Annotated in this window: 16 protein-coding genes; 15 read left to right on the top strand and 1 reads right to left on the bottom strand. The window is 67.1% G+C overall.

Going from position 1 to position 17,861, the window contains the following annotated elements; translation table 11 throughout:
- Positions 1–66 precede the first annotated feature (66 nt).
- Genes AWC08_RS13135 through AWC08_RS13145 form a run of 3 tightly spaced genes read left to right on the top strand, consistent with a single transcriptional unit; the run spans position 67 to position 3,682 of the window.
- On the top strand, positions 67–1,536 hold the full coding sequence (locus AWC08_RS13135) for a fatty acid desaturase (protein ID WP_082986599.1): 1,470 nt from the start codon (positions 67–69) through the stop codon (positions 1,534–1,536).
- Positions 1,533–2,708: a type III polyketide synthase gene (locus AWC08_RS13140; protein ID WP_065136045.1), complete on the top strand. Its 1,176-nt coding sequence runs from the start codon at positions 1,533–1,535 to the stop codon at positions 2,706–2,708. The genes AWC08_RS13135 and AWC08_RS13140 overlap by 4 nt, the downstream gene beginning before the upstream one ends.
- Positions 2,709–2,713: 5 nt before the next feature.
- Positions 2,714–3,682 (top strand): sulfotransferase domain-containing protein, encoded by a 969-nt coding sequence (locus AWC08_RS13145; protein WP_065136046.1) that lies wholly within the window; start codon positions 2,714–2,716, stop codon positions 3,680–3,682.
- Here the strand turns inward: AWC08_RS13145 and AWC08_RS13150 are convergent.
- Positions 3,679–4,326, bottom strand: coding sequence for a class I SAM-dependent methyltransferase (locus AWC08_RS13150; protein WP_065136047.1), 648 nt, complete (start codon positions 4,324–4,326; stop codon positions 3,679–3,681). The two genes, AWC08_RS13145 and AWC08_RS13150, sit on opposite strands and share 4 nt — an antisense overlap.
- A gap of 315 nt (positions 4,327–4,641) precedes the next feature.
- On the opposite strand from AWC08_RS13150, the gene pyrR reads away from it, so the two are divergent.
- The 12 genes from pyrR to metK all read left to right on the top strand — a co-directional run bounded on the left by pyrR (position 4,642) and on the right by metK (position 17,798).
- A complete protein-coding gene (gene pyrR / locus AWC08_RS13160) occupies positions 4,642–5,193 on the top strand; it encodes a bifunctional pyr operon transcriptional regulator/uracil phosphoribosyltransferase PyrR (protein WP_065136048.1) in 552 nt (183 codons plus the stop codon).
- A complete protein-coding gene (locus AWC08_RS13165; RefSeq protein WP_065136049.1) occupies positions 5,190–6,140 on the top strand; it encodes an aspartate carbamoyltransferase catalytic subunit in 951 nt (316 codons plus the stop codon). The genes pyrR and AWC08_RS13165 overlap by 4 nt, the downstream gene beginning before the upstream one ends.
- Positions 6,137–7,429 (top strand): dihydroorotase, encoded by a 1,293-nt coding sequence (locus tag AWC08_RS13170; RefSeq protein WP_065136050.1) that lies wholly within the window; start codon positions 6,137–6,139, stop codon positions 7,427–7,429. The genes AWC08_RS13165 and AWC08_RS13170 overlap by 4 nt, the downstream gene beginning before the upstream one ends.
- Entirely contained in the window at positions 7,426–7,926 is a 501-nt protein-coding gene (locus tag AWC08_RS13175) for a PH-like domain-containing protein (RefSeq protein ID WP_065136051.1), read from the top strand. The genes AWC08_RS13170 and AWC08_RS13175 overlap by 4 nt, the downstream gene beginning before the upstream one ends.
- Before the next feature lie 65 nt (positions 7,927–7,991).
- The gene (carA, locus tag AWC08_RS13180; protein WP_065136053.1) at positions 7,992–9,110 is read left to right on the top strand and encodes a glutamine-hydrolyzing carbamoyl-phosphate synthase small subunit; all 1,119 of its coding nucleotides are present in this window, start codon (positions 7,992–7,994) and stop codon (positions 9,108–9,110) included.
- A gap of 100 nt (positions 9,111–9,210) precedes the next feature.
- Positions 9,211–12,555, top strand: coding sequence for a carbamoyl-phosphate synthase large subunit (gene carB / locus AWC08_RS13185; RefSeq protein ID WP_069433499.1), 3,345 nt, complete (start codon positions 9,211–9,213; stop codon positions 12,553–12,555).
- Positions 12,552–13,376, top strand: coding sequence for an orotidine-5'-phosphate decarboxylase (gene pyrF / locus AWC08_RS13190; protein ID WP_069433498.1), 825 nt, complete (start codon positions 12,552–12,554; stop codon positions 13,374–13,376). The genes carB and pyrF overlap by 4 nt, the downstream gene beginning before the upstream one ends.
- Positions 13,377–13,783: 407 nt before the next feature.
- Complete coding sequence (gene mihF / locus AWC08_RS13195) at positions 13,784–14,098, top strand: integration host factor, actinobacterial type (RefSeq protein ID WP_036355303.1); 315 nt, start codon at positions 13,784–13,786, stop codon at positions 14,096–14,098.
- A gap of 23 nt (positions 14,099–14,121) precedes the next feature.
- Positions 14,122–14,727, top strand: coding sequence for a guanylate kinase (gene gmk, locus AWC08_RS13200; protein ID WP_069433502.1), 606 nt, complete (start codon positions 14,122–14,124; stop codon positions 14,725–14,727).
- Positions 14,728–14,817: 90 nt separating this feature from the next.
- On the top strand, positions 14,818–15,150 hold the full coding sequence (gene rpoZ / locus AWC08_RS13205) for a DNA-directed RNA polymerase subunit omega (RefSeq protein ID WP_065136614.1): 333 nt from the start codon (positions 14,818–14,820) through the stop codon (positions 15,148–15,150).
- A 16-nt stretch (positions 15,151–15,166) separates the two neighbouring features.
- Complete coding sequence (coaBC, locus tag AWC08_RS13210; protein WP_069433497.1) at positions 15,167–16,438, top strand: bifunctional phosphopantothenoylcysteine decarboxylase/phosphopantothenate--cysteine ligase CoaBC; 1,272 nt, start codon at positions 15,167–15,169, stop codon at positions 16,436–16,438.
- Positions 16,439–16,586: 148 nt separating this feature from the next.
- On the top strand, positions 16,587–17,798 hold the full coding sequence (gene metK / locus AWC08_RS13215; RefSeq protein WP_065136606.1) for a methionine adenosyltransferase: 1,212 nt from the start codon (positions 16,587–16,589) through the stop codon (positions 17,796–17,798).
- The last annotated feature ends 63 nt before the right edge of the window (positions 17,799–17,861 follow it).

Genomic DNA, 17,861 nt, shown 5'->3' on the forward strand with positions numbered 1-17,861 from the left:
GGGGCCAACTCGCCGGAAATGCCGGCGGGCAGCCGATTTCACCCCAACAGACCTGCAGGAGCACGAATGACCAACGACGTCCCTGACGTTCAGGAGCGTGGTCCGAGTCCACACCTCGGGCCTCCACCGGGTAGGCCACCCGTGCTTCCGGATGTCTGGGTGTACAACGGGCGGGCCTACGACCTCAGTGATTGGATAGCCAAGCATCCCGGCGGCGCCTTCTTCATCGGTCGCACCAAAAACCGTGATATCACCGCGATCATCGCCTCCTATCACCGTGACCCGGCCGTCGTCGAGCGCATCCTGGAACGCAAGTACTCGCTGGGGCGCGACGCGACTCCGCGTGACATCCATCCGAAGCACAACGCGCCACCGTTCCTGTTCAGGGACGACTTCAACAGCTGGCGCGACACCCCCAAATACCGCTTCGACGACAAAGACGACCTGATGCATCGTGTCAAAGCGCGGCTTACCGAACCCGCGCTGGCCGCCCGGATCAAGCGGATGGACCGGCTTTTCAACATCGTGGTCGCCATGCTGGCCGTCGCGTATTTCGCGGTTCAGGGCGTGCGACTGGCCGAACCGGCGTGGATGCCGTTGTGGGCCTTCGTGATTGCGATGGTTTTGTTGCGCAGTTCGCTGGTGGGCTACGGCCACTACGCATTGCACCGTGCCCAGCGGGGACTGAACCGAGTGTTTTCCAACACCTTTGACCTGAACTACATAGCCTTGGCGCTGGTGGTCGCCGACGGACACACCTTGCTGCATCACCCGTACACCCAGAGCGACGTCGACATCAAGAAGAACGTGTTCACGATGATGATGCGGCTGCCGCGGCTGTACCGCGTGCCGGTCCACACTCTGCACAAGTTCGGCCATCTGGTCAGCGGCATGGCGATCCGCCTCGCCGACGTTTGGAACATGACTCGCAAAGTCGGTGTCCGGGAAGGCTACGGAAGCTGGCGCAACGCATTGCCGCACTTCCTCGGCTCAGCCGGCGTACGCCTGTTGCTGGTGGCGGAGCTGGTCGCCTTCCTGCTGGCCGGCGACTTCTGGGCCTGGGCACTGCAATTCGTGGCAACGCTGTGGGTCAGCACGTTCCTGGTGGTGGCCAGCCACGAGTTCGAGGACGACGACTCCGACGACACGGTTGGGCCGGACTGGGGTGTCGACCAGGTCGAGCACGCCAACGATCTGATGGTGATCGGAAACCGGTACGTCGACTGCTTCCTGTCCGCCGGCCTGAGTTCGCACCGCGTCCACCATGTACTGCCGTTCCAGCGCAGCGGATTCGCCAACATCGTCACCGAGGATGTCTTGCGCGAGGAGGCGGCCAAGTCCGGTGTCGAGTGGTTGCCGGCCAAGAGTTTCCTCACCGACCGGTTGCCCAAGCTGTGCCGCACGTATCTGTTTTCGCCGTCTCGCGTTGCCCGGGAGAACAACTGGGGGGTGCTCCGCGAGCACTTCTCGCCGACGGCCTGGAAGGAGAGCGCCGCGTACGTTGCTGGCGGCTTCGTCGGAATCGGGTCGGTATGAGCACCCCGGCCGAGAGCGCAGCGGCGCCCGCAGAGCATTCCGCCATCGATCTGGCTCAACTGCCGCCGGCTCCACCGACGACGGTGGCCGTCATCGAGGGCATCGCGACCGGCGGGCCGCAGCGCGAGGTCGAGCAGACCGACGCCGCCGCCCGGGTAGCCGAGTTCTTCGCCGATCGTGAACAGCGGGAACGTATTCCGCGGTTGTACCAGAAGACGCGGATCGATACGCGCCGGATGGCGGTCGATCCGCTCGATCCGGAGTTCGACGCGTTCCGGCGCCACCCAGGGACCATCCGGGACCGGATGAAGATGTTCTTCGAGAACGCGGTGCCGCTGGCGGTCGACACGGCCCGGCGTGCCCTGGATGACCTTCCGTACCGGGCCGACGAGATCGGGCTGCTGGTATTCGTCACCAGCACCGGGTTCATCGCGCCGGGTGTGGATGTCGCGGTCGTCAAGGGACTGGGGCTGTCCCGGTCGGTGTCGCGGGTCGTGATCAACTTCATGGGATGTGCGGCAGCTATGAACGCGATCCGTACCGCCGCCACCTATGTGCGCGCCCATCCGAGCATGAAGGCCCTGGTGGTGTGCATCGAGTTATGTTCGGTGAACGCGGTTTTCGCCGACGATATCAACGATGTCGTCACTCACAGCCTGTTCGGCGACGGCTGCGGGGCGCTGGTGATCGGGGCCAGCCAGGTGCAGCAGCCGCTGCCCGCGGGCCGTGTGGTGATCCGCAGCAGTTTCTCCCGGCTGCTCGACGACGCTGAGGACGGCATCGTGCTGGGTGTCAACCACAACGGCATCACCTGTGAGCTGTCGGAGAATCTGCCCGACTACATCTATCGCGGAGTCGAACCGGTGATCGCGGAGGTGTTGCGGGACAACGGGTTGAAGAAATCCGATATCGATCTGTGGGCGGTTCATCCGGGCGGACCTAAAATCATCGAGCAGTCTGTGCGATCGCTGGGCATTCCTGTCGACCGCGCGGCGCAGAGCTGGGATGTGCTGGCCCGGTTCGGCAACATGCTGAGCGTCTCGCTGATCTTCGTGCTGGAAATGATGGTGCGGCAATCGGAATCGCCGAAGCCGATCTCGACGGGCATCGGCTTCGCGTTCGCCCCGGGGGTTACCGTCGAGGGCATCCTCTTCGACATCATTCGGCGGTGACTGGCATGACTCGGACCCTGTACCGCTCGTTGATGAGCGACAACATGCGTTGGGACGCATTGCGATTGCGCGAGGGTGACATCATCATCTCGACGCCGTCGAAGTGCGGGATGACCTGGACACAGCGCCTGGTGTCCCTGCTCGTCTTCGACGGGCCGGAGCTGCCGGGACCGCTGTCGACGGTGTCGCCGTGGTTCGACCAGACCATTCGGCCGCTCGACGAGGTTGTCGGCGTTCTCGAGGCCCAGACCCATCGTCGGTTCATGAAGACCCACACCCCGTTGGACGGCCTCATTCTCGACGACCGCGTTACTTACATCTGCGTGGGGCGCGACCCGCGCGACGCGGCGGTGTCGATGTTGTTCCAGACCGCGAACATGGACCGGGACCGGATGCGGGTCCTGCACGACGCCGCCGTACCGGCCCACCACCGGCCCGGCCCACCCGGACCCCAGCCCCTCCGCGAGCCTGCCGAACGCGGGCCCGTCGAGGAGTTCCGGGATTGGATGGAAGGACCGGCGCACCCGCCTCCGGGAGTGGGGTTCGCGCCACCGAAGGGCATCGGGACGTTGGCGAACATCCTCGACCAATTCGGCAAGACCTGGGAACGTCGGCATATGCCCAACGTCGCGTTGTTCCACTACGCCGATTTTCAGCAGGACCTGGTCGGTGAGCTGATCCGGCTGGGTGCGGTCCTCGGTTTCGACGTCAGTTACGACCGGGCAGCCGAATTGGCCCGCTACGCGTCGCTGGATGAGATGCGGTCGCGCGCGGCAGAGGTGGCGCCGAATACCACCGACGGCATCTGGCACAGCAACGAAAGCTTCTTCCGTAGCGGGGGCTGCGGGGAGTGGCAGCAGTATTTCGGGTTCGCGGAGTACCGGCGCTACAACGACCGCATCAACCAGCTGGCGCCGCCGGACCTGCTCGCCTGGGCCCACGAAGGGCGCCGCGGGTGTGACCCCGACGGCTAGTCGCGCCGCTGCGCGCGGACGTACCAGAACGTCATCTCGACCTCGGTGCCGTCCATCTCGCGGCTGAGTGTGACCTGGTCGGCCGACTCGATGTGCCAACCGGCGCCGCCGAGCACGTCGTGCAGTGTCTGCTCGGACACCGACGGGCGCGGCCAGTCGTCGTTGGCCTGGTTGGCGTCGGAGAAGCAGCTGATCAGCAGGGTGGCGCCCGGCCTGGTGGCCCGGTGCACCGCCGCGGCATAGCTGCGTTTTCCGTCGTCGTCCAGGCAGTGGAACATGCCGCTGTCGATGACCGTGTCGAACCTGTCTGAGTACCCGTCGAGCTTGGTGGAGTCTGCCACCGCGAACCGGATGTCGACGCCCGCGTCATGCGCGCGCCGCTCGGCGGTGATGAGCGCCGTCGGGGAGATGTCCAGTCCTGTCACGTGATATCCCTGCTTTGCCAGGTAGATCGCGTTGTCGCCGAGCCCGCAGCCGATGTCGAGCACGTCACCGTGCACCCACCCGGCGTTATGCCAGGCGACCACGTTCTCCTTGGGCGCCTTGGTATCCCAGGGCGGTGTGTGCACGGGGGGCAGGCCTTCGCCCGGGCTTTCGCCGCGGTAGAGGGCGTCGAAATCAATGTGTGGGCCGAGAGAGCTCATTTCCGCCAGGGTAGGCCGGTGGCGTGAACGGTGCCCGGATCCGGCAAGTCGAGTGTGCGGATACCGCTTTTACAGTGCGGTGATGGCGGCTTTCTTCGCTCTAAGCCGCAGCGGTCGCACACTCGAGGTGGTGCGCGTGCACTCGACCGGGCCATTCGGGACTGATGTGACAAAAGTTGCTCAAGTGACGAAATGCGTTGAGGCGCACCCCGTCGCCGCTTCGCAGCCCCACCCTCGGGTCGTGTTAGGCTGCCCGGCAGTCGACATCCTTTAACGATCCGTCCGGAGAGGCGGAGAAGGAGGTCAAGATCTCGCATGGGTGCTAGTGATCCGCGGGAATTGATGTCAGCGGCCGATGTCGGTCGCACCATTTCCCGCATGGCGCACCAGATCATCGAAAAGACCGCGCTGGACAACCCCGATTCCACCCGGGTCGTGCTGCTGGGAATCCCGACGCGCGGGGTGACCCTGGCCAGCCGCCTGGCCGCCAATATCGCGGAATACAGCGGAGTGGACGTCGGCCACGGCTCGCTGGACATCACGCTCTACCGCGACGACCTGATGATCAAACCACCACGTCCGCTGGAAGCCACCTCGATCCCGGCCGGCGGCATCGACGACGCCCTGGTGATCCTCGTCGACGACGTGCTGTACTCCGGGCGCTCCACCCGGTCGGCCCTCGACGCGCTGCGCGACGTAGGCCGGCCGCGGGCCGTGCAGCTGGCGGTCCTGGTCGACCGCGGTCACCGCGAGCTGCCGATCCGCGCCGACTACGTCGGCAAGAACGTGCCCACGTCGCGCAACGAAAGCGTGCACGTGCAACTCCAGGAAGACGACGGACGAGACGGCGTGGTGATCACCCGATGACCCCAAGGCACCTGTTGGCCGCTGGCGACCTGACCCGCGACGAGGCCACCGCGATCCTCGACGACGCCGACCGCTTCGCCCAGGCGCTGGTCGGTCGTGACGTCAAGAAGTTGCCGACGCTGCGCGGCCGCACCGTGGTGACGATGTTCTACGAGAACTCCACCCGCACCCGGGTGTCCTTCGAGGTGGCCGGCAAATGGATGAGCGCGGACGTGGTGAACGTCAGCGCGTCGGGATCATCGGTCGGCAAGGGCGAGTCGCTGCGCGACACCGCGCTGACGCTGCGGGCCGCCGGTGCCGATGCGCTGATCATCCGGCATCCCGCATCCGGGGCCGCGCAACTGCTGGCCGACTGGACCGCAGGCGCCGGCAGCTCGGCCCCGTCGGTGATCAACGCCGGGGACGGCACCCACGAGCACCCCACCCAGGCGCTGCTGGACGCCCTGACCATCCGCCAGCGGCTCGGCGGGATCGAGGGGCGCCGCATCGTCATCGTCGGCGACATCCTGCACAGCAGGGTCGCGCGGTCCAACGTCATGCTGCTGCACACGCTGGGCGCCGAGGTCGTCCTGGTGGCCCCCCCGACTCTGCTGCCGCGCGGCGTCGAGGGCTGGCCGGTCACCGTCTCAGGTGACTTCGACGCCGAACTACCCGCCGCCGACGGTGTTCTGATGCTGCGGGTCCAGGCCGAACGCATGAACGGCGGCTTCTTCCCGTCGGTGCGGGAGTATTCAACGCTGTACGGTCTGTCCGCCCGGCGCCAGGCGCTGCTGCCCGATCACGCGGTGGTGCTGCACCCGGGTCCGATGTTGCGCGGCATGGAGATCTCCTCGTCGGTTGCTGACTCGCCGCAATCGGCTGTGCTGCAACAGGTTTCCAATGGGGTGCATGTGCGGATGGCGGTGCTGTTCCACGTGCTGGTCGGGGCGGAGGAAGTCGCGGCATGAGTGTGCTGATTCGGGGCGTCCGGCTCTATGGCGAAGGGGACCGCGTCGACGTCCGCGTCGATGACGGCCAGATCCTGGAGATCGGTGCCGGGCTGACGATTCCCGACACCGCGGACGTGATCGACGCCACCGGCCAGGTACTGCTGCCCGGCTTCGTCGACCTGCACACCCACCTGCGCGAGCCCGGCCGCGAATACGCCGAAGACATCGAAACCGGTTCGGCGGCGGCTGCTCTCGGTGGTTACACCGCGGTGTTCGCGATGGCCAACACCAACCCGGTGGCCGACAGCCCGGTGGTGACCGACCACGTCTGGCACCGCGGCCAGCAGGTCGGCCTGGTGGACGTGCATCCCGTCGGCGCGGTGACCGTCGGGTTGGCCGGCGTCGAGCTGACCGAGATGGGCATGATGAATGCCGGCGCCGCGCAGGTGCGGATGTTCTCCGACGACGGCATCTGCGTCCACGATCCACTGGTGATGCGCCGCGCCCTGGAATACGCCACCGGCCTGGGCGTACTGATCGCGCAGCACGCCGAAGAGCCCCGACTCACCGTCGGCGCCGTCGCGCACGAGGGGCCCACCGCCGCCCGGCTCGGACTCGCCGGCTGGCCCCGGGCCGCCGAAGAGTCCATCGTCGCCCGTGACGCCCTGCTGGCCCGCGACGCGGGTGCCCGGGTGCATATCTGCCATGCCTCCACCGCGGGCACCGTGGAGCTCGTGAAATGGGCTAAGCAGCAAGGTATTTCGATTACCGCCGAGGTCACGCCACACCACCTGCTGCTCGATGACGGAAGGCTGGTCAGCTATGACGGGCGTAATCGGGTCAATCCGCCGCTGCGCGAGGCTTCCGACGCGCTGGCCCTGCGCCAGGCGCTGGCCGACGGGGTAATCGATTGTGTGGCCACCGATCACGCCCCGCACGCCGAGCACGAGAAGTGTGTCGAGTTCGCCGCCGCGCGCCCCGGCATGCTGGGGCTGCAGACCGCGCTGTCGGTCGTCGTGCAGACGATGGTGGAGCCCGGCCTGCTGAGCTGGCGCGACGTTGCCCGGGTGATGAGTGAAAACCCGGCGCGCATCGTCGGTTTGCCCGACCAGGGCCGGCCCTTGGCGGTGGGTGAGCCGGCGAACTTGACCGTCGTCGATCCCGAGGGCAGCTGGACCATCAGCGGGGAAGCATTGGCCAGCCGGTCGGCCAATACTCCTTACGAGTCGCTGACGCTGCCTGCCACGGTGACCGCGACGTTGCTGCGCGGCAAGATCACCGCCCGGCACGGGAAGAGCCCGGCATGAATTCAGGCACCCTGGTGGGATCGCTGATCTTCGCGGCGGTTCTGGTGGTGTTGCTCGCGGTGGCGATTCACCTGATGATGCGGGGCTGGCGGCGACGGGCCGAGCGGCAGACCGATCTGATCGGGACGCTGCCGGCGATGCCCGACGAGGTCGGCGCAGCTTCTGTCACCACTCGGGGGCTGTACTGCGGCTGCACGATAGCGCCGGAATGGAACGACCGGGTGGCCGTCGGTGATCTTGGTTACCGCAGCAAAGCGGTGTTGACCCGCTACTCGACCGGAATTCTGCTGGAACGCATTCGCGCTCAGCCGATTTGGATTCCTGAATCGTCGATCGTCGCTATCCGCACCGAGCGCGGAATCGCCGGCAAGGTGGTGTCGCGCCACGGAATCCTGGTTATCCGTTGGCGGTTGCCGTCGGGCACCGAGATCGACACCGGGTTCCGGGCGGACAACCGGGACGAATACGTGCAGTGGATAGAGGAGGAAGCCGCGTGAGGAGTGGCGCAGATGACTCGCGCCGACGACGATGCAGAGCGCAGCGATGAGGAGGAGTGGCGCAGATGAGTAGAGCTCTACTGGTGCTCGAAGACGGTCGCATCTTCACCGGCACCACCTTCGGGGCGATCGGTCAGACGCTTGGCGAAGCCGTGTTCAGCACCGGCATGTCGGGCTATCAGGAGACGCTGACCGACCCGAGCTATCACCGTCAGATTGTGGTGGCCACCGCCCCGCAGATCGGCAACACCGGCTGGAATGACGAAGACGCCGAGAGTCGCGGTGACAAGATCTGGGTCGCCGGCTACGCGGTGCGCGACCCGTCGCCGCGCGCCTCCAACTGGCGCGCCACCAGCACGCTGGAAGCCGAGCTGGTCCGTCAGCGGATCGTCGGGATCGCCGGCATCGACACCCGGGCGGTGGTGCGCCACCTGCGCAGCCGCGGCTCGATGAAGGCGGGCGTCTTCTCCGGCGCGGCTCTGGCCGAGCCCGAAGAGCTGGTCGAACGGGTTCGCGGACAGCAGCCGATGCTGGGCGCCGACCTGGCCGGCGAAGTCAGCACACCCGAGACCTACATCGTCGAACCCGAAGTCACGCAGCGCTATACGGTGGTCGCTCTGGATCTCGGCATCAAGACGAACACGCCGCGGAATTTCGCCCGGCGCGGCATTCGCAGCCATGTGCTGCCCTCGTCGGCAACCTTCGACCAGATCGCCGCAATCAAGCCCGACGGTGTGTTCCTGTCCAACGGCCCCGGCGACCCGGCCACCGCAGACCACACCGTCGCGCTCACCCGCGAGGTGTTGGGCGCCGGGATCCCGCTGTTCGGAATCTGTTTCGGCAACCAGATTCTGGGCCGCGCGCTCGGGTTGTCGACCTACAAGATGGTGTTCGGCCATCGTGGCATCAACATCCCGGTGATCGACCATGCCACCGGGCGGGTGGCGGTGACCTCGCAGAACCACGGCTTCGCCCTCGAGGGAGAGGCCGGTCAAACCTTCGACACCCCGTTCGGCGCGGCGCAGGTCAGTCACACGTGCGCCAACGACGGCGTCGTCGAAGGCGTCAAACTCGTTGACGGGCGCGCATTTTCGGTGCAGTACCACCCGGAGGCCGCCGCCGGACCGCACGATGCGGCATACCTGTTCGACCAGTTCGTCGACCTGATGGAGGGTCAACGGTGACCGCGAGCTGGGGGTACTTCCCGCTTGCGGGGGAGCGTGTGCGTACAACGACACGCCGAAAACGGTGTACGGAAGTGAACGCTCGCGAAGGGGAAATCTGATGCCGCGCCGGACGGATCTCAACCACGTGCTGGTGATCGGCTCCGGGCCGATCGTGATCGGGCAGGCGTGCGAATTCGACTACTCCGGCACCCAAGCCTGTCGGGTGCTGCGGGCCGAGGGACTGCAGGTCAGCCTGGTCAACTCCAACCCCGCCACCATCATGACCGACCCGGAGTTCGCCGATCACACCTACGTCGAACCCATCACGCCGGCGTTCGTGGAGCGGGTGATGGCCCAGCAGGCCGAGCGTGGGAACAAGATCGATGCCCTGCTGGCCACTCTGGGCGGGCAGACCGCCCTGAACACCGCTGTCGCTCTCTACGAGAACGGCGCGCTGGACCGCTACGGGATCGAACTCATCGGCGCGGACTTCGAGGCCATTCAGCGCGGCGAGGACCGGCAGAAGTTCAAGGACATCGTCGCCAAGGTCGGCGGCGAATCCGCACGCAGCCGCGTGTGTTTCACCATGGACGAGGTTCGCGAGACCGTCGAGGAAGTCGGGCTGCCGGTGGTCGTGCGGCCCAGCTTCACCATGGGTGGGCTGGGTTCGGGCATGGCCCGGTCGGTCGAGGAGGTTGACCGGATGGCCGGCGCCGGCCTGGCCGCCAGCCCCAGCGCCAACGTGCTGATCGAGGAATCGATCTACGGCTGGAAGGAATTCGAACTCGAGCTGATGCGCGACGGCCACGACAACGTGGTGGTGGTGTGCTCGATCGAGAACCTGGACCCGATGGGCGTGCACACCGGCGACTCGGTCACCGTGGCGCCCGCGATGACGCTGACCGACCGCGAATACCAGCGGATGCGTGATCTGGGCATCGCCATTCTGCGCGAGGTCGGCGTCGACACCGGCGGCTGCAACATCCAGTTCGCGATCGACCCCAAAGACGGCCGGCTCATCGTCATCGAGATGAACCCCCGGGTGTCGCGCTCGAGCGCGCTGGCGTCCAAGGCGACCGGATTCCCGATCGCCAAGATCGCCGCCAAGTTGGCCATCGGCTACACCCTGGACGAGATCGTCAACGACATCACCAAGGAAACCCCGGCCTGCTTCGAACCGACGCTGGACTACGTCGTGGTCAAGGCGCCGCGTTTCGCCTTCGAGAAGTTTCCGGGCGCCGACGACACTCTGACCACCACCATGAAGTCCGTCGGTGAGGCAATGTCGTTGGGCCGCAACTTCGTCGAGGCGCTCGGCAAGGTGATGCGCTCGCTGGAAACCACCCGCGCCGGGTTCTGGACGAAGCCGGACGCGGAAGGTCGAGTGGACGACGTGTTGACCCGCTTGCAGACCCCGACCGAGGGCAGGCTCTACGACATCGAGCTGGCGCTGCGGCTCGGCGGGTCGGTGGAGCAGGTGGCCCAGGCCAGCGGCGTCGACCCCTGGTTCGTCGCCCAGATCGACGAATTGGTGGCGCTGCGCGCCGAATTGGTCGATGCCCCCGTCCTGGATGCCGAACTGCTCCGCCATGCCAAGCACTGCGGACTCTCCGACCGCCAGATCGCGGCGTTGCGGCCGGAGCTGGCCGGCGAGAACGGGGTTCGGTCGCTGCGGGAACGCCTCGGCATCCACCCGGTCTACAAGACGGTGGACACCTGTGCCGCCGAGTTCGAGGCCAAGACGCCGTATCACTACAGCAGCTATGAACTCGACCCGGCCGCCGAGACCGAGGTGGCCCCGCAGACCGAGCGGCCCAAGGTGCTGATCCTCGGTTCCGGGCCCAACCGCATCGGGCAGGGCATCGAGTTCGACTACAGCTGCGTGCATGCCGCAACCACGTTGAGCGACGCGGGTTTTGAGACGGTCATGGTCAACTGCAATCCCGAGACGGTGTCCACCGACTACGACACCGCCGACCGGCTGTACTTCGAGCCGCTGACGTTCGAGGACGTGCTTGAGGTGTATCACGCCGAAGAACAGTCCGGCGCCGGCGGACCGGGCGTGGTGGGTGTCATCGTGCAGCTGGGCGGCCAGACCCCGCTCGGGCTGGCGCAACGGCTGGCCGACGCCGGTGTGCCGATCGTCGGCACCCCGCCGGAGGCCATCGACCTGGCCGAGGACCGCGGCTCGTTCGGCGATGTGTTGAACACCGCGGGGCTGCCCGCGCCCAAGTACGGCACGGCAACCACCTTCGAGCAGGCCCGTCGCATCGCCGCTGACATCGGCTACCCGGTGCTGGTGCGGCCGTCCTACGTGCTCGGCGGACGCGGCATGGAGATCGTCTACGACGAGGAGACCCTCAAGGGCTACATCACCCGCGCCACCGAGCTCTCTCCCGAACATCCCGTGCTCGTTGACCGCTTCCTCGAGGATGCGGTCGAGATTGACGTCGACGCGCTGTGCGACGGCACCGAGGTCTACATCGGCGGCATCATGGAGCACATCGAGGAGGCCGGGATCCACTCCGGTGACTCGGCGTGCGCGCTGCCACCGGTCACATTGGGCCGCAGCGATATCGAGAAGGTGCGGAAGGCGACGGAGGCCATCGCGCACGGCATCGGCGTGGTGGGCCTGCTCAACGTGCAGTACGCCCTCAAAGACGACGTGCTCTACGTGCTGGAGGCCAACCCCAGAGCCAGCCGCACCGTGCCTTTCGTTTCCAAGGCCACCGCGATCCCGCTGGCCAAAGCCTGTGCGCGAGTCATGTTGGGGGAGAGCATTTCCCAGCTCCGGGAAGAGGGAATACTGGCCGAATCGGGGGACGGCGGCAGCGTGGCCCCGGATGCGCCGATCGCGGTCAAGGAAGCGGTACTGCCGTTCCACCGCTTCCGGCGTGCCGACGGCGCGGCGATCGACTCGTTACTCGGTCCGGAGATGAAGTCCACCGGCGAGGTGATGGGCATCGACCGTGACTTCGGCAGCGCCTTCGCCAAGAGCCAGACCGCCGCCTACGGCTCGCTACCCGCGCAGGGCACCGTGTTCGTCTCGGTTGCCAACCGCGACAAGCGATCTCTGGTTTTCCCGGTGAAACGACTGGCGGATCTGGGTTTTCGGGTTCTGGCGACCGAAGGCACGGCGGAGATGCTGCGCCGCAACGGAATTCCATGCGACGAGGTGCGAAAGCATTTCGAAGCGCCGCAGGAGGGCCGGCCGGCGATGTCGGCGGTCGACGCGATCCGGGCCGGCGAGGTCGACATGGTGATCAACACCCCCTACGGCAATTCGGGCCCGCGCGTGGACGGTTACGAGATCCGGTCGGTCGCGGTGGCGGTCAACATCCCGTGCATCACCACGGTGCAGGGCGCCTCGGCCGCGGTGCAGGGCATCGAGGCGGGGATCCGGGGCGACATCGACGTCCAGTCGCTGCAGGAGTTGCACCGCGCCATCGGCACCAGAAGGTGACCGGGTTCGGCGCTCGGCTGGCGCAGGCGCGGTCGAGCCGCGGTCCCCTGTGTCTGGGGATCGATCCGCACCCCGAGCTGTTGCGCGCCTGGGACCTGCCGGTCACCGCAGCCGGACTGGCCGCGTTCTGCGACGTCTGCGTCGACGCCTATGCCGGCTTCGCGATGGTCAAACCTCAGGTGGCGTTTTTCGAGGCGCACGGTTCTGCGGGCTTCGCGGTGCTCGAGCGCACCACCGCCGCGCTGCAGGCACACGGCGTATTGGTGCTGGCCGACGCCAAGCGGGGCGACATCGGGTCGACCATGGCCGCCTACGCCACGGCCTGGGCCGGTGATTCGCCGCTGGCCGCCGACGCCGTGACGGCGTCGCCCTATCTGGGGTTCGGGTCGTTACGGCCGCTGCTGGAGGTCGCCGCGCAAAACGACCGCGGGGTGTTCGTCTTGGCCGCCACCTCGAACCCCGAGGGGTCGACGGTGCAGCGGGCCGATGCCGGCGGACGCACGGTCGCGCAGCTGATCGTCGATCACGTCGCTCAGGCCAATCAGGGAGCGACCGAAGCGGCCGGCTCCGTCGGCGTCGTGGTCGGCGCCACGGTGCTGCAGCCGCCCGATCTGAGCGAGCTGGGTGGCCCCGTCCTGGTGCCCGGCGTAGGGGCCCAGGGCGGGCATGCTGAGGCGCTGGCGGGCCTTGGTGGCGCGGCGTCGCACCAGCTGTGGCCCGCGGTATCGCGCGAGGTGCTGAGGGCCGGGCCCCGCGTGGCGGAGTTGCGCGCCGCCGCCGAACGCATGCGCGACACCGTCAGGTACCTCGACGCGGGGTGACGGCGCGACACGCGCGAAGCGCCAGGCAAATGCGTGATCCCCGGCACTACGACCGGCGGTTGTCTGCTGTCAGCGGGCCTGCCGATCTCCCGAGCGCGCGCCGCGACCCCCCGCACCCCGACATAACCCCAGGTCAGTCCACTTTTTGTGGTCTCGGTGGGGGCGCCGGGTGACCCTTCCCCGAGACGCTGTCCCGGCCGCTGTCGACGTTGCTGGACGGACCGCCGGGCGGCCGCAGCCGGCGCCTGCGGAGTGGACTCACCTGGACAAATGACCCCGAAACCGGGGGGTCGGGTTAGATTTCGTTCCGAACCGTGAGTACGGTCGTCTGCGCTGGCTGGAGTACCCGGCCGAGACAAAGTAGATCGACAGATATCCGAAAGATATCGATGAGAGACGGAGGAATCGTGGCCCTTCCCCAGTTGACCGACGAGCAGCGCGCGGCCGCGTTGGAGAAGGCTGCTGCCGCACGTCGAGCACGAGCTGAGCTCAAGGATCGGCTCAAGCGTGGCGGCACCAACCTCACCCAGGTGCTCAAGGACGCTGAGAGCGACGAAGTTCTCGGCAAGATGAAGGTGTCTGCGCTGTTGGAGGCGTTGCCGAAGGTCGGCAAGGTCAAGGCGCAGGAGATCATGACCGAGCTCGAGATCGCGCCGACCCGTCGCCTGCGTGGTTTGGGCGACCGTCAGCGCAAGGCCCTGCTGGAAAAGTTCGGCTCCTAGTCGGTTTACCGACCCAGGTGCCGGTGAGCGCCGGCGGGGGACCGGAGGGTACGACGCCTGTCGGGAGAACAGTCGTGCTGTCCGGTCCCTCCGCGGTCGGCAAGTCGACGGTGGTCCGGTGTTTGCGTGAGCGGATACCGAACCTGCACTTCAGCGTCTCGGCCACGACGCGAGCACCAAGGCCGGGGGAGGTCGACGGCGTCGACTATCACTTCGTCAGCCCCGCCCGCTTCCAGCAGTTGATCGATGAGGGTGAACTGCTGGAATGGGCGGAAATCCACGGGGGATTGCACCGGTCGGGCACTTTGGCCGAACCGGTGCGCGCAGCCACGGCAGCCGGCTTTCCGGTGCTCATCGAGGTCGATCTGGCCGGGGCCCGCGCCGTCAAGCAAGCCATGCCGGAAGCCCTCACGGTGTTTCTGGCACCGCCGAGCTGGCAGGATCTCGAGACCCGGCTGATCGGCCGCGGCACCGAGACACCCGACGTCATCCAGCGCCGGCTGGACACCGCGCGCGTCGAATTGGCAGCCCAGGGCGACTTCGACGTGGTGGTGGTCAACAGTCGATTAGAGTCTGCGTGCGCCGAATTGGTATCCTTGCTGGTGGGAACCGTCCCAGACAACGTTTAGCGGATCCCGGAATTTCAAAGCCGATTTTTTCCACCCGTTCAGAACCGCTTGAACGCACTACGAACAGCCGAGCGCCAGGAGATTTTCTACGTGACCATTCCGCAGTCCGACACGTCGTTGGCCGCCGTCCCCGCCGTGGATCAGTTCGATCCGTCGGCAGGTGGGGCAGGTGCCTACGACACCCCGCTGGGCATCACCAACCCGCCCATCGACGAGTTGCTGGACCGCGTCTCGAGCAAGTACGCGCTGGTGATTTACGCGGCCAAGCGGGCCCGCCAGATCAACGATTACTACAACCAGCTCGGCGAGGGCATCCTCGAGTACGTCGGCCCGCTGGTCGAGCCCGGCTTGCAGGAGAAGCCGCTGTCGATCGCGATGCGCGAAATCCACGCCGACCTGCTCGAACACACCGAGGGCGAGTAACAGGGTCTGGCGCGCCATGGAGGGACAGCGCAGTGAGCGCAGCTCCAAACGCGTCGTTGTCGGCGTTTCCGGTGGTATCGCGGCCTACAAGGCCTGCACCGTTGTCCGTCAGCTCACTGAAGCCGGCCACCGGGTCCGGGTCATTCCCACCGACTCCGCTCTGCGCTTCGTCGGCGCCGCCACCTTCGAGGCGCTGTCCGGTGAACCGGTGCGCACCGGTGTCTTCCAGGACGTTCCGGAGGTGCCGCATGTCCGGCTCGGCCAGCACGCCGATCTGGTGGTGGTCGCCCCGGCAACCGCCGACCTGCTCGCCCGTGCGGTGGCCGGTCGGGCCGACGACCTGCTGACCGGAACGCTGCTCACCGCCCGCTGCCCGGTGATGTTCGCACCGGCCATGCACACCGAGATGTGGTTGCACCCGGCCACCGTGGACAACGTCGCCACCCTGCGCCGGCGCGGTGCGGTGGTGCTCGAACCCGCGTCCGGGCGCCTCACCGGCTCGGACAGCGGCGCGGGCCGCCTGCCCGAGGCCGAGGAGATCACCACCCTGGCCCACCTGCTGCTGGAGCGCCACGACGCGTTGCCGTACGACCTGGCCGGCTGCAAGGTGCTGGTGACGGCCGGCGGCACCCGGGAGGCGATCGATCCGGTGCGCTTCATCGGCAACCGCAGCTCCGGCAAGCAGGGCTATGCCGTGGCCCGGGTGGCCGCCCAGCGCGGCGCCGAGGTCACGCTGATCGCCGGGCACACCGCCGGGCTCATCGACCCGGCCGGTGTGAACGTCGTGCATGTCAGCTCGGCCGAGCAGCTCGGCAGTGCGGTGTCCAAGCACGCCCCGGAGGCCAACGTGCTGGTGATGGCGGCGGCGGTGGCCGACTTCCGGCCCGCCCAGGTTGCCACCGCCAAGATCAAAAAGAGCCCGGACAATTTGGACGGCCCCCCTCCCATCGAGCTGGTGCGCAACGACGACGTGCTGGCCGGCGCGGTCCAGGCCCGCTCCCACGGTCAGCTGCCCAACATGCGCGCCATCGTCGGCTTCGCGGCCGAGACTGGTGACGCCAACGGCGACGTGCTGTTTCATGCTCGAGCCAAGCTGCGGCGCAAGGGCTGCGATCTGCTGGTCGTCAACGCCGTGGGTGACGGCCGGGCCTTCGAAGTGGACAGCAACGACGGCTGGTTGCTGGCTGCCGACGGAACCGAGTCGGCGCTGCAGCACGGGTCCAAGACGTTGATGGCGAGCCGTATCGTGGATGCGATCGCCGCGTTCCTGCATGGGGACACTGCCTAAGACAGATAACGTGTGCCGGGCAGCGTCGCCCGTCGGGGAGCCCCGAGAATTTGCAGACTGGCCGCCAGGTCCGGTTTGCTTGATGGCAGCGAAAAATAATTCGCCTAACTAACGGTTGGGCGGGCATGGACTGGAAGGACGGACCAGGGTGAGCGAGAAGGGTCGGCTATTTACCAGCGAGTCGGTGACCGAGGGGCATCCAGACAAGATCTGTGACGCGATCAGTGACTCGGTGCTCGACGCGCTGCTGGCGGGCGACCCGCGCTCCCGGGTGGCGGTCGAGACGTTGGTTACCACCGGACAGGTGCACGTGGTGGGCGAGGTGACGACGTCGGCGAAAGAGGCCTTCGCCGACATCACGAACACGGTGCGTGCACGAATTCTGGACATCGGCTACGACTCGTCGGACAAGGGCTTCGACGGTGCCTCCTGCGGGGTCAACATCGGCATCGGCGCGCAGTCGCCGGACATCGCCCAGGGCGTCGACACCGCCCACGAGGCCCGCGTCGAGGGCGCGGCGGACCCGCTGGACTCCCAGGGAGCCGGCGACCAGGGCCTGATGTTCGGTTACGCGATCAACGACACCCCGGAACTGATGCCGCTGCCCATCGCGCTGGCGCACCGGCTGTCGCGGAAGCTGACCGAGGTTCGCAAGAACGGCACGCTGGACTACCTGCGCCCGGACGGCAAGACCCAGGTCACCATCGCCTACGAGGACAACGTCCCGGTGCGGCTGGACACTGTGGTGGTCTCCACCCAGCACGCCGAAGGCATCGACCTGGAGAACACCCTGGACCCCGACATCCGCCGGCACGTGCTGCAGACGGTGCTCGAGGAACTGGGTCACGAGACGCTGGACTCGTCGTCGACCCGCGTGCTGGTGAACCCGACCGGCAAGTTCGTGCTTGGCGGACCGATGGGGGACGCCGGCCTGACCGGCCGCAAGATCATCGTCGACACCTACGGTGGCTGGGCCCGGCACGGTGGCGGTGCGTTCTCCGGCAAGGACCCGTCCAAGGTGGACCGTTCGGCCGCGTACGCGATGCGCTGGGTGGCCAAGAACGTCGTAGCCGCGGGGCTGGCGGAGCGGGTCGAGGTGCAGGTGGCCTACGCCATCGGCAAGGCCGCGCCGGTGGGACTGTTCATCGAGACGTTCGGCACCGAGGCCGTCGACCCGGTCAAGATCGAGAAGATCATCCCGGAGGTCTTCGACCTGCGGCCCGGCGCCATCATCCGCGACCTGGACCTACTGCGCCCCATCTACGCGCCGACCGCCGCGTACGGGCACTTCGGGCGCACCGACATCGAGTTGCCTTGGGAGCAGCTGGACAAGGTCGACGACCTCAAGCGCGCGATCTAACGTTCTCTCGCGAGCAGACGCCAGGGCCCCCATTTCGTGCCGAAATGAGGGGCCTTTGCGTCT

It is taken from the genome of Mycobacterium gordonae (genome assembly GCF_002101675.1).
Classification (GTDB): Bacteria; Actinomycetota; Actinomycetes; order Mycobacteriales; family Mycobacteriaceae; genus Mycobacterium; species Mycobacterium gordonae.